The following is a 20,526-nucleotide window of genomic DNA, read 5'->3' on the forward strand; positions in this document are numbered from 1 at the left end:
CGCCCTTCACCGGTTGCTGGGGCGGACAGGATGGGCGAACGCTACGATGCGGTAGTCATTGGCGCGGGGCAGGCGGGCCCTTCATTGGCCGCGCGCCTTGGCGAATCGGGTCGCAAGGTGGCCGTGATCGAGCGCAAGCTCGCGGGCGGCACCTGCGTCAACACCGGCTGCATTCCCACCAAAGCCATGGTGGCGAGCGCCTACGTCGCGCACATGGCCCGGCGCGCATCCGATTACGGCGTAACAGGCGGCGATATCAACGTCGACATGGATCGCGTCTGGCAACGCACGCGCGGTATTTCCGAGCGTTCGCGCACGGGTGTGGAGAAATGGCTCGAAGGCATGCGCAACGTCACGTTGATCCGCGGGCACGCCACGTTCGAATCGCCCAGGGCGTTGCGCGTGGGCGACATGCGTATCGAAGCGGAGCAGTTTTTCCTCGACGTCGGCGGCCGCGCCGCCATCCCCGACTTTCCGGGCATCGACAGCGTGCCATACCTTACCAACGTGGGCATGATGGATCTGCGCGAGATGCCGCGTCATCTGTTGATCGTCGGCGGCAGCTACATCGGCCTGGAATTTGGCCAGATGTTCCGCCGCTTCGGTGCGCAGGTGAGCATTGTCGAGCGCAGCGAGAGGCTGCTGCCGCGCGAGGATCCGGAAGTATCCGCCGCCGTGCTCGACCTGCTGCAGGCCGAGGGTATTGAGGTGCATCTTGCGGCCGAATGCATTGAACTGGGCGGCAGCGCCGGCGATGTGAGCGTAGTGGCGCGTTGCGCGCAACCGCGCCTGGAGGTGCGCGGCACGCATGTGCTGATGGCGACCGGTCGCCGCCCCAATACCGACATGCTGGGCCTGGACAAGGCCGGCGTTGCCACCGACGAGCGTGGCTACATCATGGTCGACGACCAATGCCGCACAAATGTTGAAGGCATCTGGGCCATGGGCGATTGCAACGGCAAGGGCGCCTTCACCCATACCTCGTATAACGATTACGAGATCGTCGCCGCCAATCTGCTGGACAACGAGCCGCGACGCATCAGCGACCGCATTGAGGCGTACGCACTGTTTACCGATCCACCCCTGGCACGCGTGGGCCTCACCGAACGCGGCGCGCTACAGAAAGGCCACAAGATCCGTGTCGGCGTGCGCCCGATGGCGCGCGTCGGGCGCGCAGTCGAGCGCGGTGAAACACGCGGCTTCATGAAAGTGGTGGTCGATGAGGACACTCAACGCCTGCTCGGCGCGACCATCCTTGGCATCAATGGCGACGAGGCCATTCACTGCCTGCTCGACGTGATGTACGCCAAGGCACCCTACAGCACCGTAACGCACGCGGTGCATATCCATCCGACCGTAGCCGAACTGCTGCCGACCGCCTTGCAGGATCTGAAAGCGCCTTAGCAACGCGCCAGTGGATGGCTCATTGCTCCCATAGCAACGGCGAGGGCAGGGTACGGTCCGGGTGCAGGCGATTGAGGCCGTACACCGCGCCTGGCCGTTCATCGGACCCGGCGTGAACGCGGCGCGCGCGACCGCTGACAATAGCCACGAAGAAAGAACTCCGGGAGCCGTTGCCCAATCCGTAAGGCATCGGCAAGCATCCCGAAGGCTAGCGAACGACATGTACGCGACGCGCTATACCTCGAAGGCACCGCAGCGGTACGATGAGTCCGACGTGTGCAGGTGACGTATATCCTTCGGCCGCCCCGCGGGATGTAACGATGGACCGATCCAGCTGGCGTAGCCTTTTGGGGGGCTAAACGGCCAGATGCCTTTGACAGCGGACGCATGTGGCCAGGGCCGGCCGGGCAGGGGATTCACATGGTTATCGCAAGGGGCCAAAGATATGAATCGTCCGGCCGAAGATGCCGCCAAGCGGATCGTTCTCGCTTGCGATGGGACGTGGAACACGCCCGATCAACGTGACAAGGGCGAACGTAAAAGCTTATGGGCCCGTCTTTTGCGACAGGCGTGCCCTGATTCATCGGAAGAAGCGCCCGAAGGCGACCGCCTTGGCAAACGCAAGCCGACCAATGTCGTCAAATTGATCCGTGCAGTACTGCCGCGCGATGCGACGGGAAAAGTGCAAGTGTCGTTTTACGACAAAGGCGTCGGTACCCACTGGGGCATCTCCAAGTGGGTCGAGGGCGCGACCGGTTATGGCATTTCCCGCAACATCATCCAGGCGTATCAGTTCCTGTGCCTCAACTACGAGCCCGGGGACGAGATCTTCATCTTCGGTTTCAGCCGCGGTGCGTTCACCGCGCGCAGCCTGGTCGGCTTGCTGACGAAAGTGGGCGTATTGCCGAAGGAGCATCTGTTTTTCAGCCCGGAAGCGTATGAGCTTTATCGCAAGCAGGCCGACGCGGCGGCATTTCGGGAAAAGCACGGTTGCCGGGACATCAGCATCCGCTTTCTGGGTGTCTTCGATACCGTCGGCGCGCTTGGCATTCCCGTCGGCATTCTCAACGTCCTCACCCGCCATCTGCATCGGTTCCATGATGTCAGCCTGTCGCCGATCGTCGAGCACGCTTTCCATGCATTGGCCCTGGACGAGCGACGCAAGCAGTTTGCGCCCACCTTGTGGCGCCCAGATCAATCGGTGTCGCGCGAACGCATGGAGCAGGTCTGGTACGCGGGCGTCCATTCCAACATCGGCGGCGGCTATCACCCCGATGGCCTTGCCAACATTGCGCTTCATTCGATGAAAAATCGCGCCAAGAAGCTGGGGCTCGCGTTTGACGAAGCATTTCTCGCCAAGTACCTGGCCAACCCCGAAGGAACCATGCGCGATTCCCGCAGCGGCATTTATCGGCTGACAAGGGCGCTGAAGCGCCAGGTATTCCAGACGCAGTTTGGCAATGAGCGTATCCATCGCACGGTCCATCAGCGCGAAGAGCGCATGGGCGCCGCGTACAAACCTGACAACCCGGGGGTTGCGTCATGAACACGAACCTCGCTGATGAGACCTCCGGCTACGCACGCGTGCGCGGCCTGTATTACGCGTTCGTCGAATCGACCGACGCGCTGGACGGCAAAAGGCTGGACGATCGCGCCGGGCTTCCGGAATATTGGCCCGGCATTTTGACGAGGCGCCGCGAAGCGTCCTTGTATGAGCCCACGCATCGCGTCTGGCTCGATTGCGTGCGCCGCGATTATTTTCTTGATCTGGACTGGCGCACGGAACCCTGCGAACGGAACAACATCGAGCATGCAAACAAGCGACGCAGACAACTGCTTGGCATGGACCCCCATCAATTGGCAACGGTATTGCTGCTCACGCACCGTGAGGACGAAGACGGAGCCATGGAGCCGTTGCAAGAGGGATCCTGGCATCGTATCGAATTGGGCTCATTCCACGGATTGCCCGTGGTCGTGGCACCGGATTTTGATTTGATCGCGGCGCAGGAGCATTACCTGCGATGGTACGGCGAGGTTACCCAGCTGGAGCGCGATTGGCTTGCGAACGTATTCAATGTGGATTTCGTGCCCGATGCGCAATGGGGCGACCGGGGAGGACCGACGCCGCCGCCTTACCCCCAGGCACCGTCGAAAGACGCCGGGTTCACGTACCCCATCCATCAGCCGCTCAGGAGTTGACACATGGCCACGAATACCGCGCCACCTTCCGATGTGGCAACCATCATTCCCACGACGGCAAACACCGCCACACTGAAACTGATCGACGCGAGCGTCACGGGTATCAACGGCGTGCGCGTGTTCGACGTCGGGCAGGGCGACTGCGTCGGCCTGCGCGATCAAAACGACGACGTTTTCTGTTACGTCGATTATGGCGGCAATGAATACCATCCGGACAACGGCACTCCCAGTCGCACGGCGACGCGGCTTCCCGTAAAACCGGGCGCAAGCTATCTGCCCATCATCCTCACGCATTGGGACAAGGATCATTATTGGTCGGCCAACAAGAAAAACCCTTCCGCGCAGCAATGCGAATGGCTGGTGCCGCGCCAGTGGGTTTCGCCGCAGGCGGCCCGCTTCGCGGCCAAGCTCCCCAACGCCAAATGCTGGCCGGAGTCGATCGGTGATCAGGCCAAGTCGTTCGCCGTCGGGGCCGATTTCGCCATCGACATTCGCAAGTGCGCAGCCTTTCCGGCACATACGAACCGGGAAGATCGAAATCATTCCGGCCTGGCGATCGTCTTGATCCGCCATCCATCGAGCGATGCAACCCACATGCTTTTACCCGGCGACTGCGCCTTCGACCGCATTCCCAACCTACCTGCGAATCTTTCGTTGTGTGCCATCACCGCCTACCACCATGGCGCATCCACGGACTGGCGCACCGCCACCGAGACCACGCTGACGAACGCCGTGGCTTCGACCCACATGGTGTATTCGTATGGAACGCATCCGCCGGGAACGACAAACCACTACGGGCACCCCAACCGTGCGAACTACCAGATACCAAAGCACAACTGGGACACCCAGGCGACAACCACCGACGAGGTCAGATCAGCTGGAAATCAGTCCACGGATGTGAATTGGTGACCGATGGGCGCATCGGCGTATCCTTGCCCACGCCATGAGCCAGATCGGAAAACCTCCCTGCGAAGACGGCGTCATTCTGTACGGGGCCATCGCCGCGCCTTGTGCGCGGTCGTCTCGGCGCTGGACGTTGTTGGCGGCCATTCTTGGCTCCAGCCTCGCTTTCATCGACGGCACCGTGGTCAATGTCGCGCTGCCTGCGATGCCTTTGCTAGCGGCGGCCGGCGACGCAGCGAGGTGGCCGCCGCGGATCTGCGCGACCTGCGGCGACTGGAGGAGCGCGTGTACGTTTACCACCTGTCGCACAGCAAAACGCAGCAGGCGGGCTCCAGCACCCAGTCGACGCCAGACAAGCCGATCGCGGGTGCGGCAGCCGATGCGCTGACCGCTTGGCTCGTCGCATCCGGACTGACCGAGGGGCCGATTTTTCGCCGCTTATGGAAGACACGCATCGGTGAAGGTCTCCCCCTGTGGCGGTCGGTGCGATCGTGCAACGGCGTGCGGCAAAAGCGAAGCTGGAGGGTGACTTCGCTGGGCAAAGCTTGCGTTCAGGCTTCATCACCGAAGGCGGTCGCCGCAGTGTGGCGCTGATGACGATGACCGAGCCCCACGTCGTAGCCGGCGTGATCGGCTATTTCCATGCCGGCGGGGTCACCGACAATCCCGCTGCGCGGTTACGGGACGACGGCGCCTGATGATGAATTCTATCGATGTCAAGAATGCTCTTGCTGGGTGACAAAAGGGCATCGGGCAATGGGTTGCCCGATCGGGCAACCCATTGCCCGGTCCGATTTCAATAAAATCAGCATCTTGAAAACAAACGGGCAATCCATTGCCCGATTTCCCCCGAAAAATGCGGCGTTTCTTGTAGCAAGTGCGCATGTCACTGCGACAACATGTCGCCCCATCCTGTTTTAATCCTTTTATATTCAATATCTTGGATGATGTTGTGCCGCGTTGGCACGGCAGTTGCCCATAGCCCCATGGTCATCCCCCCACGGATGGCACGGCCGGCCATCCGGTCCGCCGCGACAACAAAGGACCTCTGTTATGCCAACGCCCGCCTATATCAGCATCACCGGTAAGACCCAGGGCAATATCACCGAGGGGGCCTTCACCGCCGACTCCGTCGGCAACGTCTACGTGGAAGGTCACGAAGACCAGATCCTGGTGCAGGAAATCGAGCACCGCGTCACCACACCGACCGATCCGCAGAGCGGCCAGCCGTCGGGCCAGCGCGTGCACAAGCCGCCGATGTATCAGTCGCTCGCCTCCAGTGAAATGCTGCCGAAGGTGGAAGTGCAGTGGTTCCGCACCTCGGTCGATGGCAAGCAGGAGCACTTCTTCACCACCCAGCTCGAAGACGCCACCATCGTCGACATCACCACCGTATTGCCGCACGCGCAAGATGCGTCGAAGTCGGACTACACCCAGCCGATCAAGGTGGCGCTGGCCTACCGCAAGATCTCTTGGACGCACGCCATCGCTGGCACCGAGGCATCGGACGACTGGCGCAAGCCGATGGAAGCCTAAGCACGTGAAGGGACAGCGCGATCCGTCTGGCCACCGGCCGCGCTGTCGTTGGATTTCAGGACCATCGAATGCCGTATCACGGCTCGCCAGGAGGCTCCATGCCGCGTCAATCCGATCTGCGTTTCACCTTCGCCGCCACGTCCGGCGGCAGGACCAAGCTCCCTGCCTTTGATGTCGTGAGTTTTGAGTTGTGCGAGGCCCTGTCCGAACCGTTCGCGCTGACATTGGAATTATCCAGCACCGATTCCGCCATCGATTTCGGTGCGGTCCTCGACCAGCCCTACCTGTTCACCCTGTGGCTCGGCGAACAGGTCGTGCGTTATGTCCACGGTCTGGTATCGCGTTTTGAACAGGGGACCACCGGCCATCGTCGCACCCGCTACTGCGCCGTGATGGAGCCGCAGCTTGCGCGTGCCGGCCTACGCAGCGACTGGCGCATCTTCCAGCAACAGACCGTGCCGCAGATTCTGCAAACGGTGCTCAAGCGCTCCGGCATCACCGACACCGAGCAGCGCCTCTTCAAAGATCACCTGCCGCGCGAATATTGCGTGCAGCCAGGTGAGACCGATCTGGACTTCCTGGCGCGCCTCAGCGCCGAGGAAGGTCTGTACTTCGCATTCACCCATAGCGAGCATGGCCATCGCCTGATTCAGGGCGACATGCTGTATACGCACGGCGTCATCCCGGGCGGTCCGGTGACCTGCAACGCCACGCCCGGTGGCGATCAGGACGAACCGTGCCTGTGGTCCTTCCGTTACTCCGAGCAGGTGCGGACCGCCGCGCAAACCCAGAAGGACTACACCTTCAAACACCCCAGGTACGGTCAAAGCCATACCAGCAGTGGCGTCAACCTCGATCATCAAGGCCGCGACTACGAGCGCTACGACTACCCCGGCCGCTACAAACAGGACGAAGCCGGTAAGCCCTTCACGCAGACGCGTCTGTTGGCCCTGCGTCGTGATGCGCAACTCGCTCTCGTCGAAGGCGACGACGCACGCCTGCAACCCGGCCTGGCGTTTGACCTGCAAGGCCACCCGCGCGAGGACTGGAACAGCGGTTGGCGCACCGTGCGCATGGTGCACACCGGCACCCAGACCACCAGCCAGGAAGAGGATGCTGCCGACGCCACGGTCGGCACCCACTACCACTACGAAGCGCAGATCATTCCCGATCGCGTCGAGTGGAAGGCCCCGCTGCACCCGAAGCCGCGCATCGACGGCCCCCAAATGGCCACCGTCGTCGGTCCCAAGAACGAAGAAATTTTCACGGACGAATTCGGCCGCGTGAAAGTACAGTTCCCGTGGGATCGCGAAGGCAACAACGACGAGCACAGCAGCTGCTGGATACGCGTCAGCCAGAACTGGGCCGGTGCCGCCTGGGGCCATATGGCCATCCCGCGGATCGGCCAGGAAGTGATCGTCAGCTACGTGGACGGCGACTGCGATCAGCCGATCATTACCGGCCGTACCTACCCCGCAACGAATCCGCCGCCCTACGTCCTGCCACGCCACAAAACGCGCATGACCATCAAAAGCCAGACCCACAAGGGCAAGGGCTACAACGAACTGCGCTTCGAGGACGAAAAAGATCAGGAAGAAATCTTCGTCCACGCGCAGAAGGACCAGAACATCGTCGTCAACCACGACGAAACGACGCAGATCGGCCACGACCGCAAAGAAAACGTCGAGCACGACGAAACGATCACCATCGGCCACGACCGCACCGAGAGCGTGGGCAACGATGAGCAGGTGACCATTGGCAAAGACCGTCGCCACCAGATCGGGCAGGACGCGTTCCTCAGCATCGAGCGCAACCACGCGCTAAGCATTGGCAAGGATCGCGTCGAAACGGTAGGCAATCACCGCAAGGACCAGACCACGGCCAACCACCTCATCGAGGTGGGCGGCCATGTCGAACACACCGTGCAAGGCCACCACAAGCTAAGCGCGGGAAAAAGCATCGAGCGGCAGACGCAGCGGTATCAATTGCAAGCGGGCGAAGTCGCCGTCATCCGAGGGCCCGGCGGCACCATCAGGATCGACGATGGTGGCATCACGCTCGAAGGTGTGGCCATCCATTTTAAAGGCCCGGTCCAGATGCAGGGCGAGGGTACGGGCAACCTGTTCGGCATACGCGGCACCCCAAATGTCGGGGCCGATAGTGATTTCTGCCTGGAGTGTTTCCTCCATGCCGCCGCCATGGGTGGCGGGTTGGTGCCCGCATGAATCGTACCTACCTATTCGATGGGGCGATCCTGGCCGAGCACGCTGTCGATATCAGCGTATTGGACACATCCGCAGCGGTGTATCTGTACAGCGACTTAGACGGCGATGCCGCTCGCGTGGGGCCGATCCTTATCCCCGAAACCACCGAGACGCTGGCATTCGCTAACCGTCTGATCAATGCCGAAGACAGCCGCCGCTTCGCCACGAGCCTTCTGTTCCACCGAGGCACTCAGGAATCCTTGGTGGCGCATCTGTCCCAACTGCGCTATCTGGCAACATCGCATGAAGCGGCTCGGCGTTACTTTCTGCGCTTTGCCGATACCCGCGCGCTGTACGCCTTGAGCCACGTGGCAACACCCGCCCAATTGCACGGCTTGTTGGGCCCCGTGTCGCGATGGACGTGGGTAGCGCCCGATAAAACCTTTCTGGAACTCACGGTGCCCTTAGGCTGGGCCGGCGAATCGTCGGCGCCCCCCTTGCACTTCTCACCCGAACAACTCCGAGCCTTCCTGAGGCAGTGCCGCTACCACGAACTGCTGCAGGCCACGCTAACGGCAAATCCATCATTGTCCAACCTCGGCAGCCTGGCCGAGCGACACACCTGGACCCAACGGGCGCATCAGTGGCTTCACCAGCACGGCATCAATCACGGTGGCATCCACGTGGCCGTGAATGAAGCGGTGTGGCGCACGCGCGGGGGTGCGTTGGCCGCCGAGACGTTTCCGGAGGTCGTTCGCCGAGCAGCGAGTGAGGGGCAACCCCAGGTGATCCGGGAGTGGGCGACCGCAGCTGCCAGCAAACGGAGCGCCTGACGGATCGGGTCGCCACATGTGTCGCACCAAAACAACGGAAAGGAATGAGATGAACGTGAACTATCGCAACGGACGCTGCATGCTATGGCTTCTGGTGCTTTGTCTGGGCCTGGCCGCCTGTAACGGCAAACCGGCCAAGGAGCCCATGACCGGGGTGATGCTCACCGGTCTTGATCATTTGCCCGATCACCTCAGCGTGCAGCACTTTACGATCGATGGCACCGATGGGTTTCAAGCGGGAGATGGAGCGCGCGTTATTTGTTGCGCCCGTATCCCGATCGACTGGCACGAGGGCCTGACCGCCAAGGTGACGTGGAGCGTCAACAACTGGCGTGATTGCAAGGGCGAACATCACGAAGCGATCGTGCTGGTCACGCGTTACGACCATAACCCCGGCCACGTCTACGTGCATTTTCTGGCCGATGGCTCCGTGCGCGTGGTGCCCACCAGCAAGACGTATCTGGAACCTGATTACCCCGGTCCGCATGACGCGATACCAGAGAAATACCCGTGGGAGGTTTGGCCACCGATGCAGCACTGTCCGCAAGACTTCAGCGACCCTAACAAGATCTACATGTAAGGAAGCTCAACCATGGCTATGGAAGTTCGCATGCACCCGCTCGGCCCCACGCCGGGCATCATCCAAGCGTTGCCCACGCGCATCCCGCGCACCGAGCACTGCGAGTTTACGCTCCATATCGGTTTGTTTTTCGACGGCACCGGCAATAACAAGGACTGGGATAACGCCGACGATTGCACGAAGGGTAAGGGCACGCAGTACGAACGACGTTGCCACAGCAATGTGGCACGACTCTTCGGGGCGTACCCCGCGAATCGCCCAAAAGGCTATTACCCGATCTATATAGAAGGCCTCGGCACGCCATGCCCTGCCATTGGCGAAGACACGCCGACGACGTTGGGAGGCGCCATGGCCGAAGGCGGCGACGGGCGTATCAATCTCGGCCTGCTGCAACTGCTCAACACCATTCACATCGCTGCATCGCCGACCAACCAGCCGGCGTTGACGGATGACATCATCAAGGCGCTGTGCCGCCATGGTCGCGGCTCACTGGTCACGCCCAGCTCACCGGTGCTTTCGGCCCAAGTGGGTCCGTTTGCGTTGCCGCCGCTCAGTGACGATGCGGTGACACTGGCCAAGGTGAACCGCTCCACGGTGGGCGGGCTGTTGATGGGAGCCTTTGGCACGGACCGCGAGCATGCGCTGAGCTTCTATCGAGGGCAAATCTATGCCATCACCCAATTCCTCCAGAACTCGCCCCGGCCCAAGCCGATCGAGATCATGCTCGATGTATTCGGCTTTTCGCGCGGCGCCGCCGAGGCGCGCGTATTTTGCAGTTGGCTGAGCGAGTTGGCGCCCCAAGACACGTTGTGTGGCCTGCCTTTGACGACGCGTTTTCTCGGCCTTTTCGATACGGTAGCGTCCGTAGGCATTCCCAGTGCACCGGCCAGCACCTACAACCTCACCAACGGGCACTTTGCCTGGGCGCAGCCCCAATCGTTGCGCGTGCCCACCCAGGTGAAAAACTGCCTGCACTTGGTCGCCATGCACGAAAACCGCGCGTCGTTTCCGCTGGACTTGGTGCGCACCGAGGGCGGGTTGCCAAGTAACTGCCAGGAGTTTGCCTTTCCCGGCATGCATTCGGATGTGGGCGGCGGCTATGCGCCCAATGAGCAGGGGCGCGGCACCATCGGCGGCAGCCTGGATGCTCAGGACAGCGACAAGCTATCGCAGGTCTCGCTGTCGATCATGTTGAAGGCCGCACAGGCGGCGGGTGTGCCGTTGGATACGACACTCGCATACAACAAAGATGAGAAATACACCCCGTTCATCGTAGATAAGGCCGTCCAAACCGCCTACGAAAATTTCCATCGCCTACGCGGCAACGAGCAGCGGCAGATGGGCGATTGGCTGCTTTCCTATCTGGCGTGGCGCTATCAGGTGCGCGCCGGGTATTCGCAACTGCCGTGGCACGCCCGCGCCCACGCCAGCGATCGCGATGATCTGGACGGCGCCAATGGACTGCTGCGCGACGACATTGCATCCCTGGACAACACCGAAGGCGTTTGGAAGTCCACCTATTCGCAGGCATGGGACAAGTTGCTGGGTATCACCTTTGTGCGTAACGACGCCAAGGCCGTGCGCCATATGGCGCCGGAGGCGCGCGACATCCTCAAACGGCTGCGTGCCCAGCCCGCCTCGCGGGAAGCGGAGGCGTTGATTTTCAGTACCTATGCGCACGATTCGGTGGCAGGCTTCCGGCCTTTTGATCAAATCAAGATTTTGTGCCACGAGGTTCTGCCCATGCACTGGGACTTGGAGGGTTATCTGCGCTACCGCCGTTTCTGGACCGGCAACGACAAGGCGTTGACGCTGCTGATCGAGCCACCCAAGCCATCGCTTTACGAGGAGCAGGCGGCGCAAATGCAGCAGACCGTCAACATGAAGGGCTACGGCATCGGCGACGTGTTTCCGCCCGGTGGTTGGTGAGGGCACACGCGGATCGCCGTGAGGAGCGATCCCCCTGATGCGTCCGAAGCTCGCCGATGAGCTATTTGTCACAACCCAAAAGGCTTCCCTATGTCCGCCATCGTCCTGGTAGGTCATCGCCATTCATGCCCTATCCACGGTGACGGCACCGTTACCACCGGTACCCGTGGTGTCACCGTCAATGGGAGCGCGGTCGCATGCATCGGCGATCACACCAGCTGCGGCGCCGTAATCACCACCGGTTCATCATCCACCTTCGGCGGACAAGGCATCGCCTACGTGGGATGTCAGACCAGTCACGGTGGCACACTGGTGGAAGGCGATGACAGCTGGCAAGTCGGGTGATGGCGCAACCATCTAGGGGGCGGCGTGGCGTCCTCGACAGAATCCCATCGCCTGACCATCCTCACCCGCGAAGAGATCGACGAGCTTTACGGCTTGCCGCAGTTCACCGAAGACGACCGGCACACCTATTTTGACGCTAGTCCTATCGAACAGGTCGCCGTGGATGAGCGCCGCGGCATGACCTGCGTCTATCTGGTCTGGGGGCTGGGCTGTCTGAAGGCCAAGGGCCTTGATGCCGATCGCTACGAATTCCTGGTCTATCGCCAACTTTGCGAGGCTCTGGACGCGGGCAATGTCTATATTCAGGACAGCCACGCGTTCGGGCAAAGCGCGTCAACCCGCTTGCAGCTGCCGCCTCCGCTCGCCGCTTGTGCGGTCGCGCAACGCGGAAAACTCGCCGGCATTGCGATTCCAGACGGCTACGAGCAGGCAGCCACCGCGGCGCTAAGACATGCGATCAAAGTTTCCTTTGTCCGTGGATTCCGTTGGGTGATGCTGGTTGCCGCAGGGCTGGCGCTATTGAGCGCCGTCAGCGCAGCGCTGTGCATGCAAGGAAAGGCCGCGGTGCGCAGGCAGGAAGGTAGGCACGCGGATTGACGCCAGCGGTTGCAATGCTGGCGGCGTTAGGAATCAGGGATGGCTGGGGCAACCCTGGCCTGACTGGACGGCGACGACCGCCTGATCGCGGGTTTCCACTTGCCGTGCGTAGCAAGCGCCGGATGAGTCATTGAAACGGTAGGACTGCTGCCCACGTTGTCCGCGCGAGCCGGTGATGGAAGTGCCGGCAGCGTTGAAATCGGTGTTGCTGTGGCTGACCAGATGGTTGTCCAGCGTAGACCAGAAGACCACGTGGCCGTCCTGGGTGCGCTGCCGTTTGCTCAGGTACCCTTGATGCATGGTGATGTCGGCGGTGAAGTCGCCGTCCGCGTGAACCTGTTTATGGATCTGGATAAGCAACGGGTAGTCAAGGCGATGCGTGTACTGGATGGTACCCGCGCCGGTGGTAACGCGCAGGTCATCGACGACACGCGTGTGCATGGCAATATGCTGGTTATAGATGTCCTTCGACGGATGGTCGAAGCTCTGCAGGTTGGCGAAATTCGACTGTTGTTCGATACGGGTAACCACCTTGCCGTGCGAGGTCTGCAGTTCACCGGCTATGACGTACTGGCCGTTTTGCAGGGTATCGACGTCGCCGTGCAGGGTGCCGCCGGCGCCCTGGGTAAAGTGGCGCTGCACGTGCGGTTGCTGGCCATTCGGTTGGGCGGCAAGCGTATTTTGGATGAGCTTGCCGGTGACCACTTCGCTTCCATGGTCGCGCCATGCCAGCAGATTGGCAGCGAGACTGAAGAAGTCGTGCGCGCCTAGCACACGCACCGCTACAGTATGTGTCCTGCCATCGTCGAGCTGTGCGGCGAAAGGCGTCAAATCCATGCGATAGGGCGTGAAGTTGAGCGTCTGGATATCGGTCGTGGGCCGCCACAGATTGGGGTCCACGCCTCCGGTATAGGTCCATGGATAGACCGGCGCGCGACCGGCCGGCTGCCCGTCGATGCTCACCGCCACCTCGCGGAAGTTGCCACCGGGGCACTGTTCCAGCGGATCGCCGGCGTTGGGCGGCCCGAGTGAGAATTCGCGCGTGGGTTGCATGTCGGCATCGTCCACGCACATATACCATTGCTCGTCCACGGCCTGGCTTTGGGCGATCAGATCCAGGGCCAGGCGCTCGACGTTGCGCGGCAGGATAATGGAGCGTGAAAGGGCCTCCTCGGCATTGCGCACATCCACCGGATGCCCGTTGCTGTCGCCAACCAGACCGATGGTGAGATCGGCCGGCGGCGCACGCTTGCTTTGCGCCTTGGCCGGATAAAACACCAGGCGCGCGGTGCCAAGGATCACGCCCGAGCGCGTGGCATCGACCCAGTTGTTGAGAATCGTTTGGCCATGCCCGGCGTCGCGGAACAGGCTGGCATAGTCGGTCACGTCGCGCTCGACGTGCCAATGGGGACTGACCTTGGCCCCCGGCTCTTGCGTGGTGCCATAGAAGAGGTTTACGCCCTTAAGCCACAAGCTGGCCGTGCGGTCGTATTGCCGCCCGGCGGTCACCGAGAAATCCACCTCCAATACCACTTTGGACCATGGGCCCGCACATTGCGCGGGCGGCGTGTATACCCATTCGCGGGGCCTTGCCGCGCGCGAAGTGGCTTGGCCATGGTCATCGAAGGCGACATCGGTATAGAGCGTGGCGACGCAGGGCTTGCCGGCAGGTTGCGCCACCGGTGCATCGGCGATGGCAACGCCTCGGTCGCCTACGGCCGGTGACGTTTGCGCGGCCGCGAGCGTGCTCGACAGGCCCAGTGCAAGGGCCAGGCCCGAGCGAAAGAGAAGTTGCATGAAAGTCATTCCGCGATGGCTTGGAACGCTAAGCGCACCGGAGCCGTTACACAATCGGCACATTATTGACGTTGTTCTTAGGATCCATCCAGAACGCCTCGTTTGCAAAGCGTCCGAAGATGTCGCGCGGCAAGGTGGGTTGACGTTCGATCGAGGTCACCTTCGGCCGGACCGAGTGCAGGCCGGGCATGCCCACGCGCGCATCGAATTCGTCGGCGTTGTATTCAATGTGATCGAAATCGTGCTCGAACCAGGGTTCTTCCAGGAACTGGTAGACCGCACGCATGGCCGTGGCCGGATCGCGCACCAGGCTCTCATAGGTAAGCATCAGCAGGTGTTTTTCCGCGTACTGCCCATAGAAGGCTTCCTTGGTCGCCTGGTAGGCAAAGCCGACCATGCCGCGCGGATCGGTCAATGCTTCAACGCGCGAGTACACCGTGGTGTTGGTGTCAAAGCGGAACACCTTGCTGACGCTGACCGGTTGCCGCTGCACCAGGCGCTCCATGCTGTCCAGCACCCATGCCAGCTGGCGCACGCAGGCAATGACTTTCACCCCGGGAAACAGCGTATTGAGCAGCTGCATGCGGCTGCACCACAGCCGGCTGGTGTCGAACACCGCGCTGGCGTCGGCCTGGACCGAGTAGAAGTTTTCGACCAGCCCGCGTAGCAGTGCGACACGTTGCTGGTCGGAGACGTCGAAAGAAAAATCGTTCTTGCTGCTGGCTTCGGCCATCACCACGCCCATGATGTCGGCGAGCGGGCTGGTCATGCCGGCGCGAAAGCGCGGATTCTGATTGAGGATGGCGGCCAGCAGCGTGGTGCCAGCGCGCGGCAACCCGGAAATGAAATGGAAACTCCGTGCGGTGGTGCGGGCTTCTGGTGTGGCGGGCATGTAAGCAGTCTCCAGTCGAATCGGTGGCGCAGGGAGGAAGATCGCGCCGTTCAGGGCGCGTGCGCCGTCGACGCGCGCATGCGCATTTCGTAGCCTACCTCCACCATGCGGGCTTCTCCCTTGCCTAGCACGCGAAGCAGCAGTTCTTCGGTAGCACGCTTGCCCATTTCGCGTACAGGCTGGTGGACGGTGGTCAGCGGCGGCCAGACTTGCGTGGCGATGGTGGTGTCGTCGAAGCCGCAAATGGACATCTCGCCGGGCACCGCCACGCCGGCTTCCGCGGCCGCCCAGATGGCCCCGACGGCCATGTCGTCGTCGGCGGCGAAAATGGCGGTCGGCCGGCGCTTCAACGCGAGCAGCCGGCGTGCGGCGGCCACGCCCGATTCGAAGGAAAACTGCCCTTGCACCATGTAGGCGGGGTTTTCCTTCAAGCCCACGCGCTTGAGGCCATCGCGGTAGCCGGCGAGGCGCCAGATACCCGCGCCATGCTTGGGATCGCCAATGATGTGCGCGATGCGGCGATGCCCGAGCGTCGCCAGATGCTCCACCATCGCCGCGGCGGCCTCGCGTTCGCGCAGCATCACGCCGATGCAGCCCTTGGGCTGGCGCGGGGCGATCGAGGCAAAGGGAAGGTCGCTCTTGCGCAGGTGATCGAGCAGTTTGGGATGGTCGGTGATGGGTGGCGTAAGGATCAACCCGTCGGGCCGGTGCCGCCAGAGGATGCTCTCCACGCGTTCGACGAAGTCAGGCGCCGTGGAGACCAGCGGCCGCACCATCATGCTGTATTGCTGCGCCTCGCACGCTTCCAATACGCCGGCCTGCACTTCCATGATGTAGCTGGGCGACAGGTTGTCGTAGAGCAGGCCGATCATGAAGGACCGGTTCGTCGCCAGGCTGCGCGCGGAGGTGAGCGGCCGGTAATGGAGGTCCGCGACGGCCGCAAGCACGCGTTCGCGCACCGGGTCGCGTACGTTCGGCTCGTTGTTGAGCACGCGCGACACGGTTTTTTTCGAGGTGCCCGATGCGCGGGCAACATCGTTGATGGTCACACGAGACATGGAGGCCCTTGCGTCTTCAATGATCCGTCCCCTGCGTGGGTGCCGCCTGTACGCTGTGCGCCGGAACGTTCCAGCCACTCACTTCGACGACAGGTGCGGACGTTCCCTGCGATGCGTATCGCGCGGTCAGGGTGATCGACTCGCCGGGCCAAAGCGTGACGTCATTGTCATTCCACTGTATCGGCAGCGCAAGATCGCCGCGCGCGCCACGCCTGATCGACACATGCTCCAACAGCGCCACCGCCTTGGAGGATGCCGGCACCGACAGCGTAACGGTGGTGACGTCGTTATTTCCTTCGAGGTGTGTGCTTGCGCGTATCTGGCTTGCGGCGGCGGGCAAGGACTTCAGTGCGGTGAAATCCGCGTACTGTGTCACCGGCGTGAGGTACCAGTTCGAATTGGCCCAGTCCAGCGTGTCGGGGCGGGTGGACAGCCAATAGACGTTGCGGCTGACCGGCTTGCCGTCGGACGCGGCGAGTTCAAGCTCGACGAAATACACCGCCGACAAGCCGGCGATGGCCGGAAGCGTCGTCAATGGGCGGGCGTGGTTTCCTTCGATATCGATGCGTTTCAGTTGCTTATCATAGCGCACGCTACCGTCCAGGTTGCGCACACGGATACGAGCTTCAAGGCCATGCGCGTCGTCAAGCGCGTGGTTTACCAGCACGATATCCCTGGAGTCATACGAATATTGGATGTGCACCGGTTCGTTGGCTTTCTTGGCACCGAAATACGCACCGGCGGGATTCATGTAGTAATCGTAAAGATGCCAATGCAACGACGGCCAGGCGTTGTTGAGCATCCAGTAGATCACGCCGGTTGCCGGTTTTGCGGCATCCATATGCGCGTTGAACGCCTCGAATTGCGCGCGGACGTTGTCGTAGTTGTCCAACTGCGCCTTGGCCGCGTAATCGGCAAGACCGGTCGGCGCGCCATAGCGTTGGGCGAGCGCCTTATCGAACGGCGTCAGCACGGCGAACGTCGACCAGTCCGCGGAGGCATGGTATTGCCTCGCCCCAGGGTATTTCCATAGCGCTTCGCGTTCCTGCGGCGACAGCATGCGCACAAGATCTTCCAGTCGCGGAATGTCGGCGCCGGCGCTGACTTCGGAATCGAAGCCGAATGCGCCGCCCAGCTTGTCGGCGTACCAATAGGCCGGCGGTACCCAGTCGTATGGGCCGGCCATCTTCATGCCCGAAGGACCGGCTTCGGCGGTAGCCTGATCGGCGGCGGCCGAGATGATGGGTAAGCGCCAATCGGCGTCGCGCAGCGTATCGACATACATCTTCGCGATCCGCGGGGGCGGTGCATTGTCGCTGCCGATCAGGAAGCCGATGACGGATGGATGGTTGCGCAACAACCGCGCTTCGCTGGCCATCGATGCTTGCGCTACGTTCTCGTCGGCGGCGTTCCAGGGGGCACCGCCTGTTTTGGCGGCCGACTCCCATTTGTCGCAGCACTCCCAGCCCGCCAGTATCAGCACGCCGGTGCGGTCGGCGAGGTCGTAGAAGTACTGGTTTTCCAGCTTGCCCTCGCTGCGGATGGTATTGAGCCCTAAGTTGAGCACGTAGCCGAATTCGGCCTCCATGCGTGCGGGGTCGTCGCGCAGGAACATGTCCGGCGCCCAGCCCGCGCCGCGGATCAGCAGTGGCTTTCCGTTGATGAAAAATTGCCGATAACCTTGCTTGGTCAAGCTCGAATTGACGCTGCGTATGCCAAAGGTAGCCGTGGCACGGTCAGACCTCGCGCCATCGACCATCGCAGCCAGCTCAAGTTGATACAGCGGATGCCCGCCCATACCGGCCGGCCACCATATTTTCGGATGATCCAGCGCAAGGCCCGGCGTTGTGCCGGGCGAGAACGAAACGACCTGCGTTTGCCCAGGCGCAAGATGCACGGTCTGCTGCAAGCGAACCCCGGCAACCGTACCGGTAACCGTTGCGTCGTGCGCTATCGTGTCGAGGTTTTTGGCATCCACTTTCACGATCAGTGCGGCATGCGAAAGATCGGGCGGCGACAAGGTCGAAATGACGTAGGGAAAGCTGAGTTCCACCGGACCGGTCTGCACGATATCCACACCGCGCCAGGGGCCCATGTTGTTGTCGGGAGGCGTGGGATTCCAGTCCACCCAGCCGATCGACAGGCTCTTTCTTGGATCGGCCGGATGCACGCGCAGGGCGAGGACGTTGCTTCCCGCATGCACCCAGTGCGACACGTCGAAGCCGCGCACGGGATAGGCGCCGGCGACTTCGGTGCGGTCGGCGACCAGGTGCCCGTTCACCCATACGTCGGCGCTTGCGATCAGGCCATTTAAGCGCAGCAGCGTATGCGTGCCCGTTGAGTCTTTGCGCAGCGCGAATTGGGTGCGATACCACCAGGGCGTTACGAACAGCGTGCCGCTCGCATCGGGCACCTGCACCGCGCGCAGGTTGTCGCTATAGAAAAGGTCGTGCTTGAACACGCCGTTTTCTATCAATCCGGCCATGACGGTTGCCCGGCCGCTCACCGGATACCAGCCCTCGGTGGCGAAGCCCGCCGAAGAAATATCGGCGCCCGTCTGCTGCGCCTTCGCGCTGTCCTGCATTTGCCAATGATCAATGGCCGTGGTGGAACCGGTCTCGCCGCTTACCTGCGTGGGTGCATAAGCTGTTTGCGCGGACATGGCCAATGGGGCCCATATCGCCGTCGCGGCCATGATGCAGAGCGCATATCGGGCTGGAATTTGCATGGCGTTAGGGTTTCCCAAGATAGGTTTCGCGTATTTCGACGGGCGCGAACGGCCATGACCGGTTGAGCTTGGCCCAGGCCGCAAACACCACCAGGCCGGCGATCATCCACAGTCCGGACAGGATCAGCGACAACCTGGAGGCGGACACGTATACGTAGACCCAGCCCACCAGCGCAATCACGCAGGGCACCGGGTAAAGCCATTGCTTGTACGGACGCTCCAGCTTCGGCTGGCGTCTGCGCAGCACGATCAGCGCGACGATCTGCGCAATCGACTGCACGAGGATGGTCGCCGCAAGCAGCATGTTGATCACTTCGGTGAGATCAAAAAACGTACCGATAGCCGTCACCACACCCATCGTAAGCAGCGCCACGTGCGGAAAGCCGTGCTTGGCGTGCAGCTGCCCGAACACGGAAAGGAATACCTTGTCCCGCGCCGCCTCGAACGGCACGCGCGAGCCGCCCAGCAGTCCGGTGAACACCGAGGCGAAGGCGGTCACGATGATCAAGACCGTCATGACGGCGGCGGCCAAGTGCCCCCAACTATGTTCCACCACGAACGATGCCACGGATTTGGATTGGGCGATGTCCTGCCATGGCGCAACGCCGAGCACGCTGATGTTGAGCAGCAGGTAGACAAACATCATTGCAATCACCGAGACGATGATGGAGCCTGGCATCGTGCGGCCCGGATTGCGCAACTCGTCGCCAATGTAGGCGGTGGTGTTGTAGCCCAGATAGTCGTAGATGCCGATGATCAGTCCCGCGCCAAGCCCCACGAAAAAGTGGCTGCCCCATACGCCGGACGGGTAAGTGAAGGCGTAACCGGCATGGAAGTGCGAAAAGCCCGCTGCCGCCACGCCGATGACCGAGACCAGCATGATGACCCACAATGCAATGGTGATCGCACGAACCGATTCGATGCGGCGATAAAGCAGCCAGGTGACCAAGGCGGTGGCCGCCAGGCCGATCGCATGCACCGGCCACCAGCCGAGCCTGGGAAAGAAAAACTCCAGATACTCCACCATGCCGATAATGCCCGTGGACATCAGCAAGGGAATGGCCAGCAGCATCGTCCAGATGAAAAGAAACGGCATCAATTTACCGGTGCGGTACTGGAACGCCTCGCGCAAGTAGACATAGGTTCCGCCCGAGCCGGGCATGGCGGAGCCCAGTTCGGCCCAGACCAGGCCGTCGGCCATGGCCAGGATGGCGCCGGCGATCCAGCCGATGACCGCCTGCGGGCCGCCCATCGCGGCGACCATGATGGGGATGGTGATGAACGGCCCGATGCCGCACATCTGGGTCATGTTGATCGCAGTGCCCGAAAACAGCCCGATCGAGCGGTGAAAGGCGTTGTCGCGAACGGGCTGGGTTGTGCTGGAATCGTGCATGCTTGCCTTGCCGTGGTGGATGGCGGACGGACGTCCACGTGGGTGTCACGAATAACGATCGTATTGTTCCAGCTTTGGCCCGCGTCGCGTTGGCCCCATTCCCGCGCGATCGGAAATGGGGCTGCCGA

16 protein-coding genes and 1 pseudogene are annotated in these 20,526 nt (G+C 62.0%); 12 read left to right on the forward strand and 5 right to left on the reverse strand.

The genetic code is table 11. The features are described 5' to 3' along the window. The first annotated feature begins 30 nt into the window (after positions 1-30). The 12 genes and pseudogenes from VME63_RS17235 (at position 31) to VME63_RS18475 (ending at position 12,530) form a co-directional block, all read left to right on the forward strand. Positions 31-1,404, forward strand: coding sequence for an FAD-containing oxidoreductase (locus VME63_RS17235; RefSeq protein WP_325434617.1), 1,374 nt, complete (start codon positions 31-33; stop codon positions 1,402-1,404). A gap of 445 nt (positions 1,405-1,849) precedes the next feature. Further along, on the forward strand, positions 1,850-2,950 hold the full coding sequence (locus VME63_RS17240) for a DUF2235 domain-containing protein (protein WP_325434619.1): 1,101 nt from the start codon (positions 1,850-1,852) through the stop codon (positions 2,948-2,950). 38 nt (positions 2,951-2,988) lie between these two features. Continuing rightward, entirely contained in the window at positions 2,989-3,603 is a 615-nt protein-coding gene (locus tag VME63_RS17245) for a hypothetical protein (RefSeq protein WP_325434620.1), read from the forward strand. Between the two features lie 3 nt (positions 3,604-3,606). Beyond that, positions 3,607-4,512 (forward strand): hypothetical protein, encoded by a 906-nt coding sequence (locus VME63_RS17250; protein WP_325434622.1) that lies wholly within the window; start codon positions 3,607-3,609, stop codon positions 4,510-4,512. Positions 4,513-4,707: 195 nt separating this feature from the next. Beyond that, positions 4,708-5,204 (forward strand): annotated as a pseudogene (locus VME63_RS17255) (integrase); the annotation flags it as partial. Between the two features lie 355 nt (positions 5,205-5,559). After that, on the forward strand, positions 5,560-6,042 hold the full coding sequence (locus tag VME63_RS17260; RefSeq protein ID WP_325434624.1) for an Hcp family type VI secretion system effector: 483 nt from the start codon (positions 5,560-5,562) through the stop codon (positions 6,040-6,042). Positions 6,043-6,140: 98 nt separating this feature from the next. Continuing rightward, entirely contained in the window at positions 6,141-8,267 is a 2,127-nt protein-coding gene (locus tag VME63_RS17265) for a type VI secretion system Vgr family protein (protein ID WP_325434626.1), read from the forward strand. Further along, positions 8,264-9,079, forward strand: a complete 816-nt coding sequence (locus VME63_RS17270; RefSeq protein WP_325434628.1) for a DUF4123 domain-containing protein — start codon at positions 8,264-8,266, stop codon at positions 9,077-9,079. Before VME63_RS17265 ends, VME63_RS17270 begins: the two co-directional genes overlap by 4 nt. 49 nt (positions 9,080-9,128) lie before the next feature. Beyond that, complete coding sequence (locus tag VME63_RS17275; RefSeq protein ID WP_325434630.1) at positions 9,129-9,659, forward strand: DUF3304 domain-containing protein; 531 nt, start codon at positions 9,129-9,131, stop codon at positions 9,657-9,659. Between the two features lie 12 nt (positions 9,660-9,671). Next, positions 9,672-11,588 carry a DUF2235 domain-containing protein gene (locus tag VME63_RS17280; protein WP_325434632.1) on the forward strand — a complete coding sequence of 639 codons (1,917 nt, stop codon included), beginning with the start codon at positions 9,672-9,674 and terminating at the stop codon, positions 11,586-11,588. A 90-nt stretch (positions 11,589-11,678) separates the two neighbouring features. After that, positions 11,679-11,933: a PAAR domain-containing protein gene (locus VME63_RS17285; RefSeq protein ID WP_325434634.1), complete on the forward strand. Its 255-nt coding sequence runs from the start codon at positions 11,679-11,681 to the stop codon at positions 11,931-11,933. 93 nt (positions 11,934-12,026) lie between these two features. After that, a complete protein-coding gene (locus VME63_RS18475; protein WP_325434635.1) occupies positions 12,027-12,530 on the forward strand; it encodes a hypothetical protein in 504 nt (167 codons plus the stop codon). Positions 12,531-12,563: 33 nt separating this feature from the next. Here the strand turns inward: VME63_RS18475 and VME63_RS17295 are convergent, their stop codons facing one another. The 5 genes from VME63_RS17295 to VME63_RS17315 all read right to left on the reverse strand — a co-directional run bounded on the left by VME63_RS17295 (position 12,564) and on the right by VME63_RS17315 (position 20,398). Then, positions 12,564-14,327: a peptide-N4-asparagine amidase gene (locus VME63_RS17295; RefSeq protein ID WP_325434637.1), complete on the reverse strand. Its 1,764-nt coding sequence runs from the start codon at positions 14,325-14,327 to the stop codon at positions 12,564-12,566. 46 nt (positions 14,328-14,373) lie between these two features. Continuing rightward, positions 14,374-15,219 (reverse strand): sulfotransferase, encoded by an 846-nt coding sequence (locus tag VME63_RS17300; protein WP_325434639.1) that lies wholly within the window; start codon positions 15,217-15,219, stop codon positions 14,374-14,376. Positions 15,220-15,269: 50 nt separating this feature from the next. Continuing rightward, on the reverse strand, positions 15,270-16,277 hold the full coding sequence (locus tag VME63_RS17305) for a LacI family DNA-binding transcriptional regulator (protein WP_325434640.1): 1,008 nt from the start codon (positions 16,275-16,277) through the stop codon (positions 15,270-15,272). A 16-nt stretch (positions 16,278-16,293) separates the two neighbouring features. Continuing rightward, positions 16,294-18,939, reverse strand: a complete 2,646-nt coding sequence (locus tag VME63_RS17310) for a glycoside hydrolase family 2 protein (RefSeq protein WP_325434641.1) — start codon at positions 18,937-18,939, stop codon at positions 16,294-16,296. Positions 18,940-19,009: 70 nt separating this feature from the next. Next, positions 19,010-20,398: an APC family permease gene (locus tag VME63_RS17315; protein ID WP_325434643.1), complete on the reverse strand. Its 1,389-nt coding sequence runs from the start codon at positions 20,396-20,398 to the stop codon at positions 19,010-19,012. Positions 20,399-20,526: the final 128 nt, after the last annotated feature.

It is taken from the genome of Dyella sp. (assembly GCF_035503745.1).
Taxonomy (GTDB): domain Bacteria; phylum Pseudomonadota; class Gammaproteobacteria; order Xanthomonadales; family Rhodanobacteraceae; genus Dyella_B.

What these genes read in the sequence shown, in the direction of transcription:
- VME63_RS17235 (WP_325434617.1), top strand. Translation starts at nt 31, where the DNA reads ATGGGCGAACGCTACGATGCGGTAGTCATTGGCGCGGGGCAGGCGGGC.
- VME63_RS17240 (WP_325434619.1), top strand. Translation starts at nt 1,850, where the DNA reads ATGAATCGTCCGGCCGAAGATGCCGCCAAGCGGATCGTTCTCGCTTGC.
- VME63_RS17250 (WP_325434622.1), top strand. Translation starts at nt 3,607, where the DNA reads ATGGCCACGAATACCGCGCCACCTTCCGATGTGGCAACCATCATTCCC.
- VME63_RS17260 (WP_325434624.1), top strand. Translation starts at nt 5,560, where the DNA reads ATGCCAACGCCCGCCTATATCAGCATCACCGGTAAGACCCAGGGCAAT.
- VME63_RS17265 (WP_325434626.1), top strand. Translation starts at nt 6,141, where the DNA reads ATGCCGCGTCAATCCGATCTGCGTTTCACCTTCGCCGCCACGTCCGGC.
- VME63_RS17270 (WP_325434628.1), top strand. Translation starts at nt 8,264, where the DNA reads ATGAATCGTACCTACCTATTCGATGGGGCGATCCTGGCCGAGCACGCT.
- VME63_RS17275 (WP_325434630.1), top strand. Translation starts at nt 9,129, where the DNA reads ATGAACGTGAACTATCGCAACGGACGCTGCATGCTATGGCTTCTGGTG.
- VME63_RS17280 (WP_325434632.1), top strand. Translation starts at nt 9,672, where the DNA reads ATGGCTATGGAAGTTCGCATGCACCCGCTCGGCCCCACGCCGGGCATC.
- VME63_RS17285 (WP_325434634.1), top strand. Translation starts at nt 11,679, where the DNA reads ATGTCCGCCATCGTCCTGGTAGGTCATCGCCATTCATGCCCTATCCAC.
- VME63_RS17295 (WP_325434637.1), bottom strand. Translation starts at nt 14,327, where the DNA reads ATGCAACTTCTCTTTCGCTCGGGCCTGGCCCTTGCACTGGGCCTGTCG.
- VME63_RS17300 (WP_325434639.1), bottom strand. Translation starts at nt 15,219, where the DNA reads ATGCCCGCCACACCAGAAGCCCGCACCACCGCACGGAGTTTCCATTTC.
- VME63_RS17305 (WP_325434640.1), bottom strand. Translation starts at nt 16,277, where the DNA reads ATGTCTCGTGTGACCATCAACGATGTTGCCCGCGCATCGGGCACCTCG.
- VME63_RS17310 (WP_325434641.1), bottom strand. Translation starts at nt 18,939, where the DNA reads ATGTCCGCGCAAACAGCTTATGCACCCACGCAGGTAAGCGGCGAGACC.
- VME63_RS17315 (WP_325434643.1), bottom strand. Translation starts at nt 20,398, where the DNA reads ATGCACGATTCCAGCACAACCCAGCCCGTTCGCGACAACGCCTTTCAC.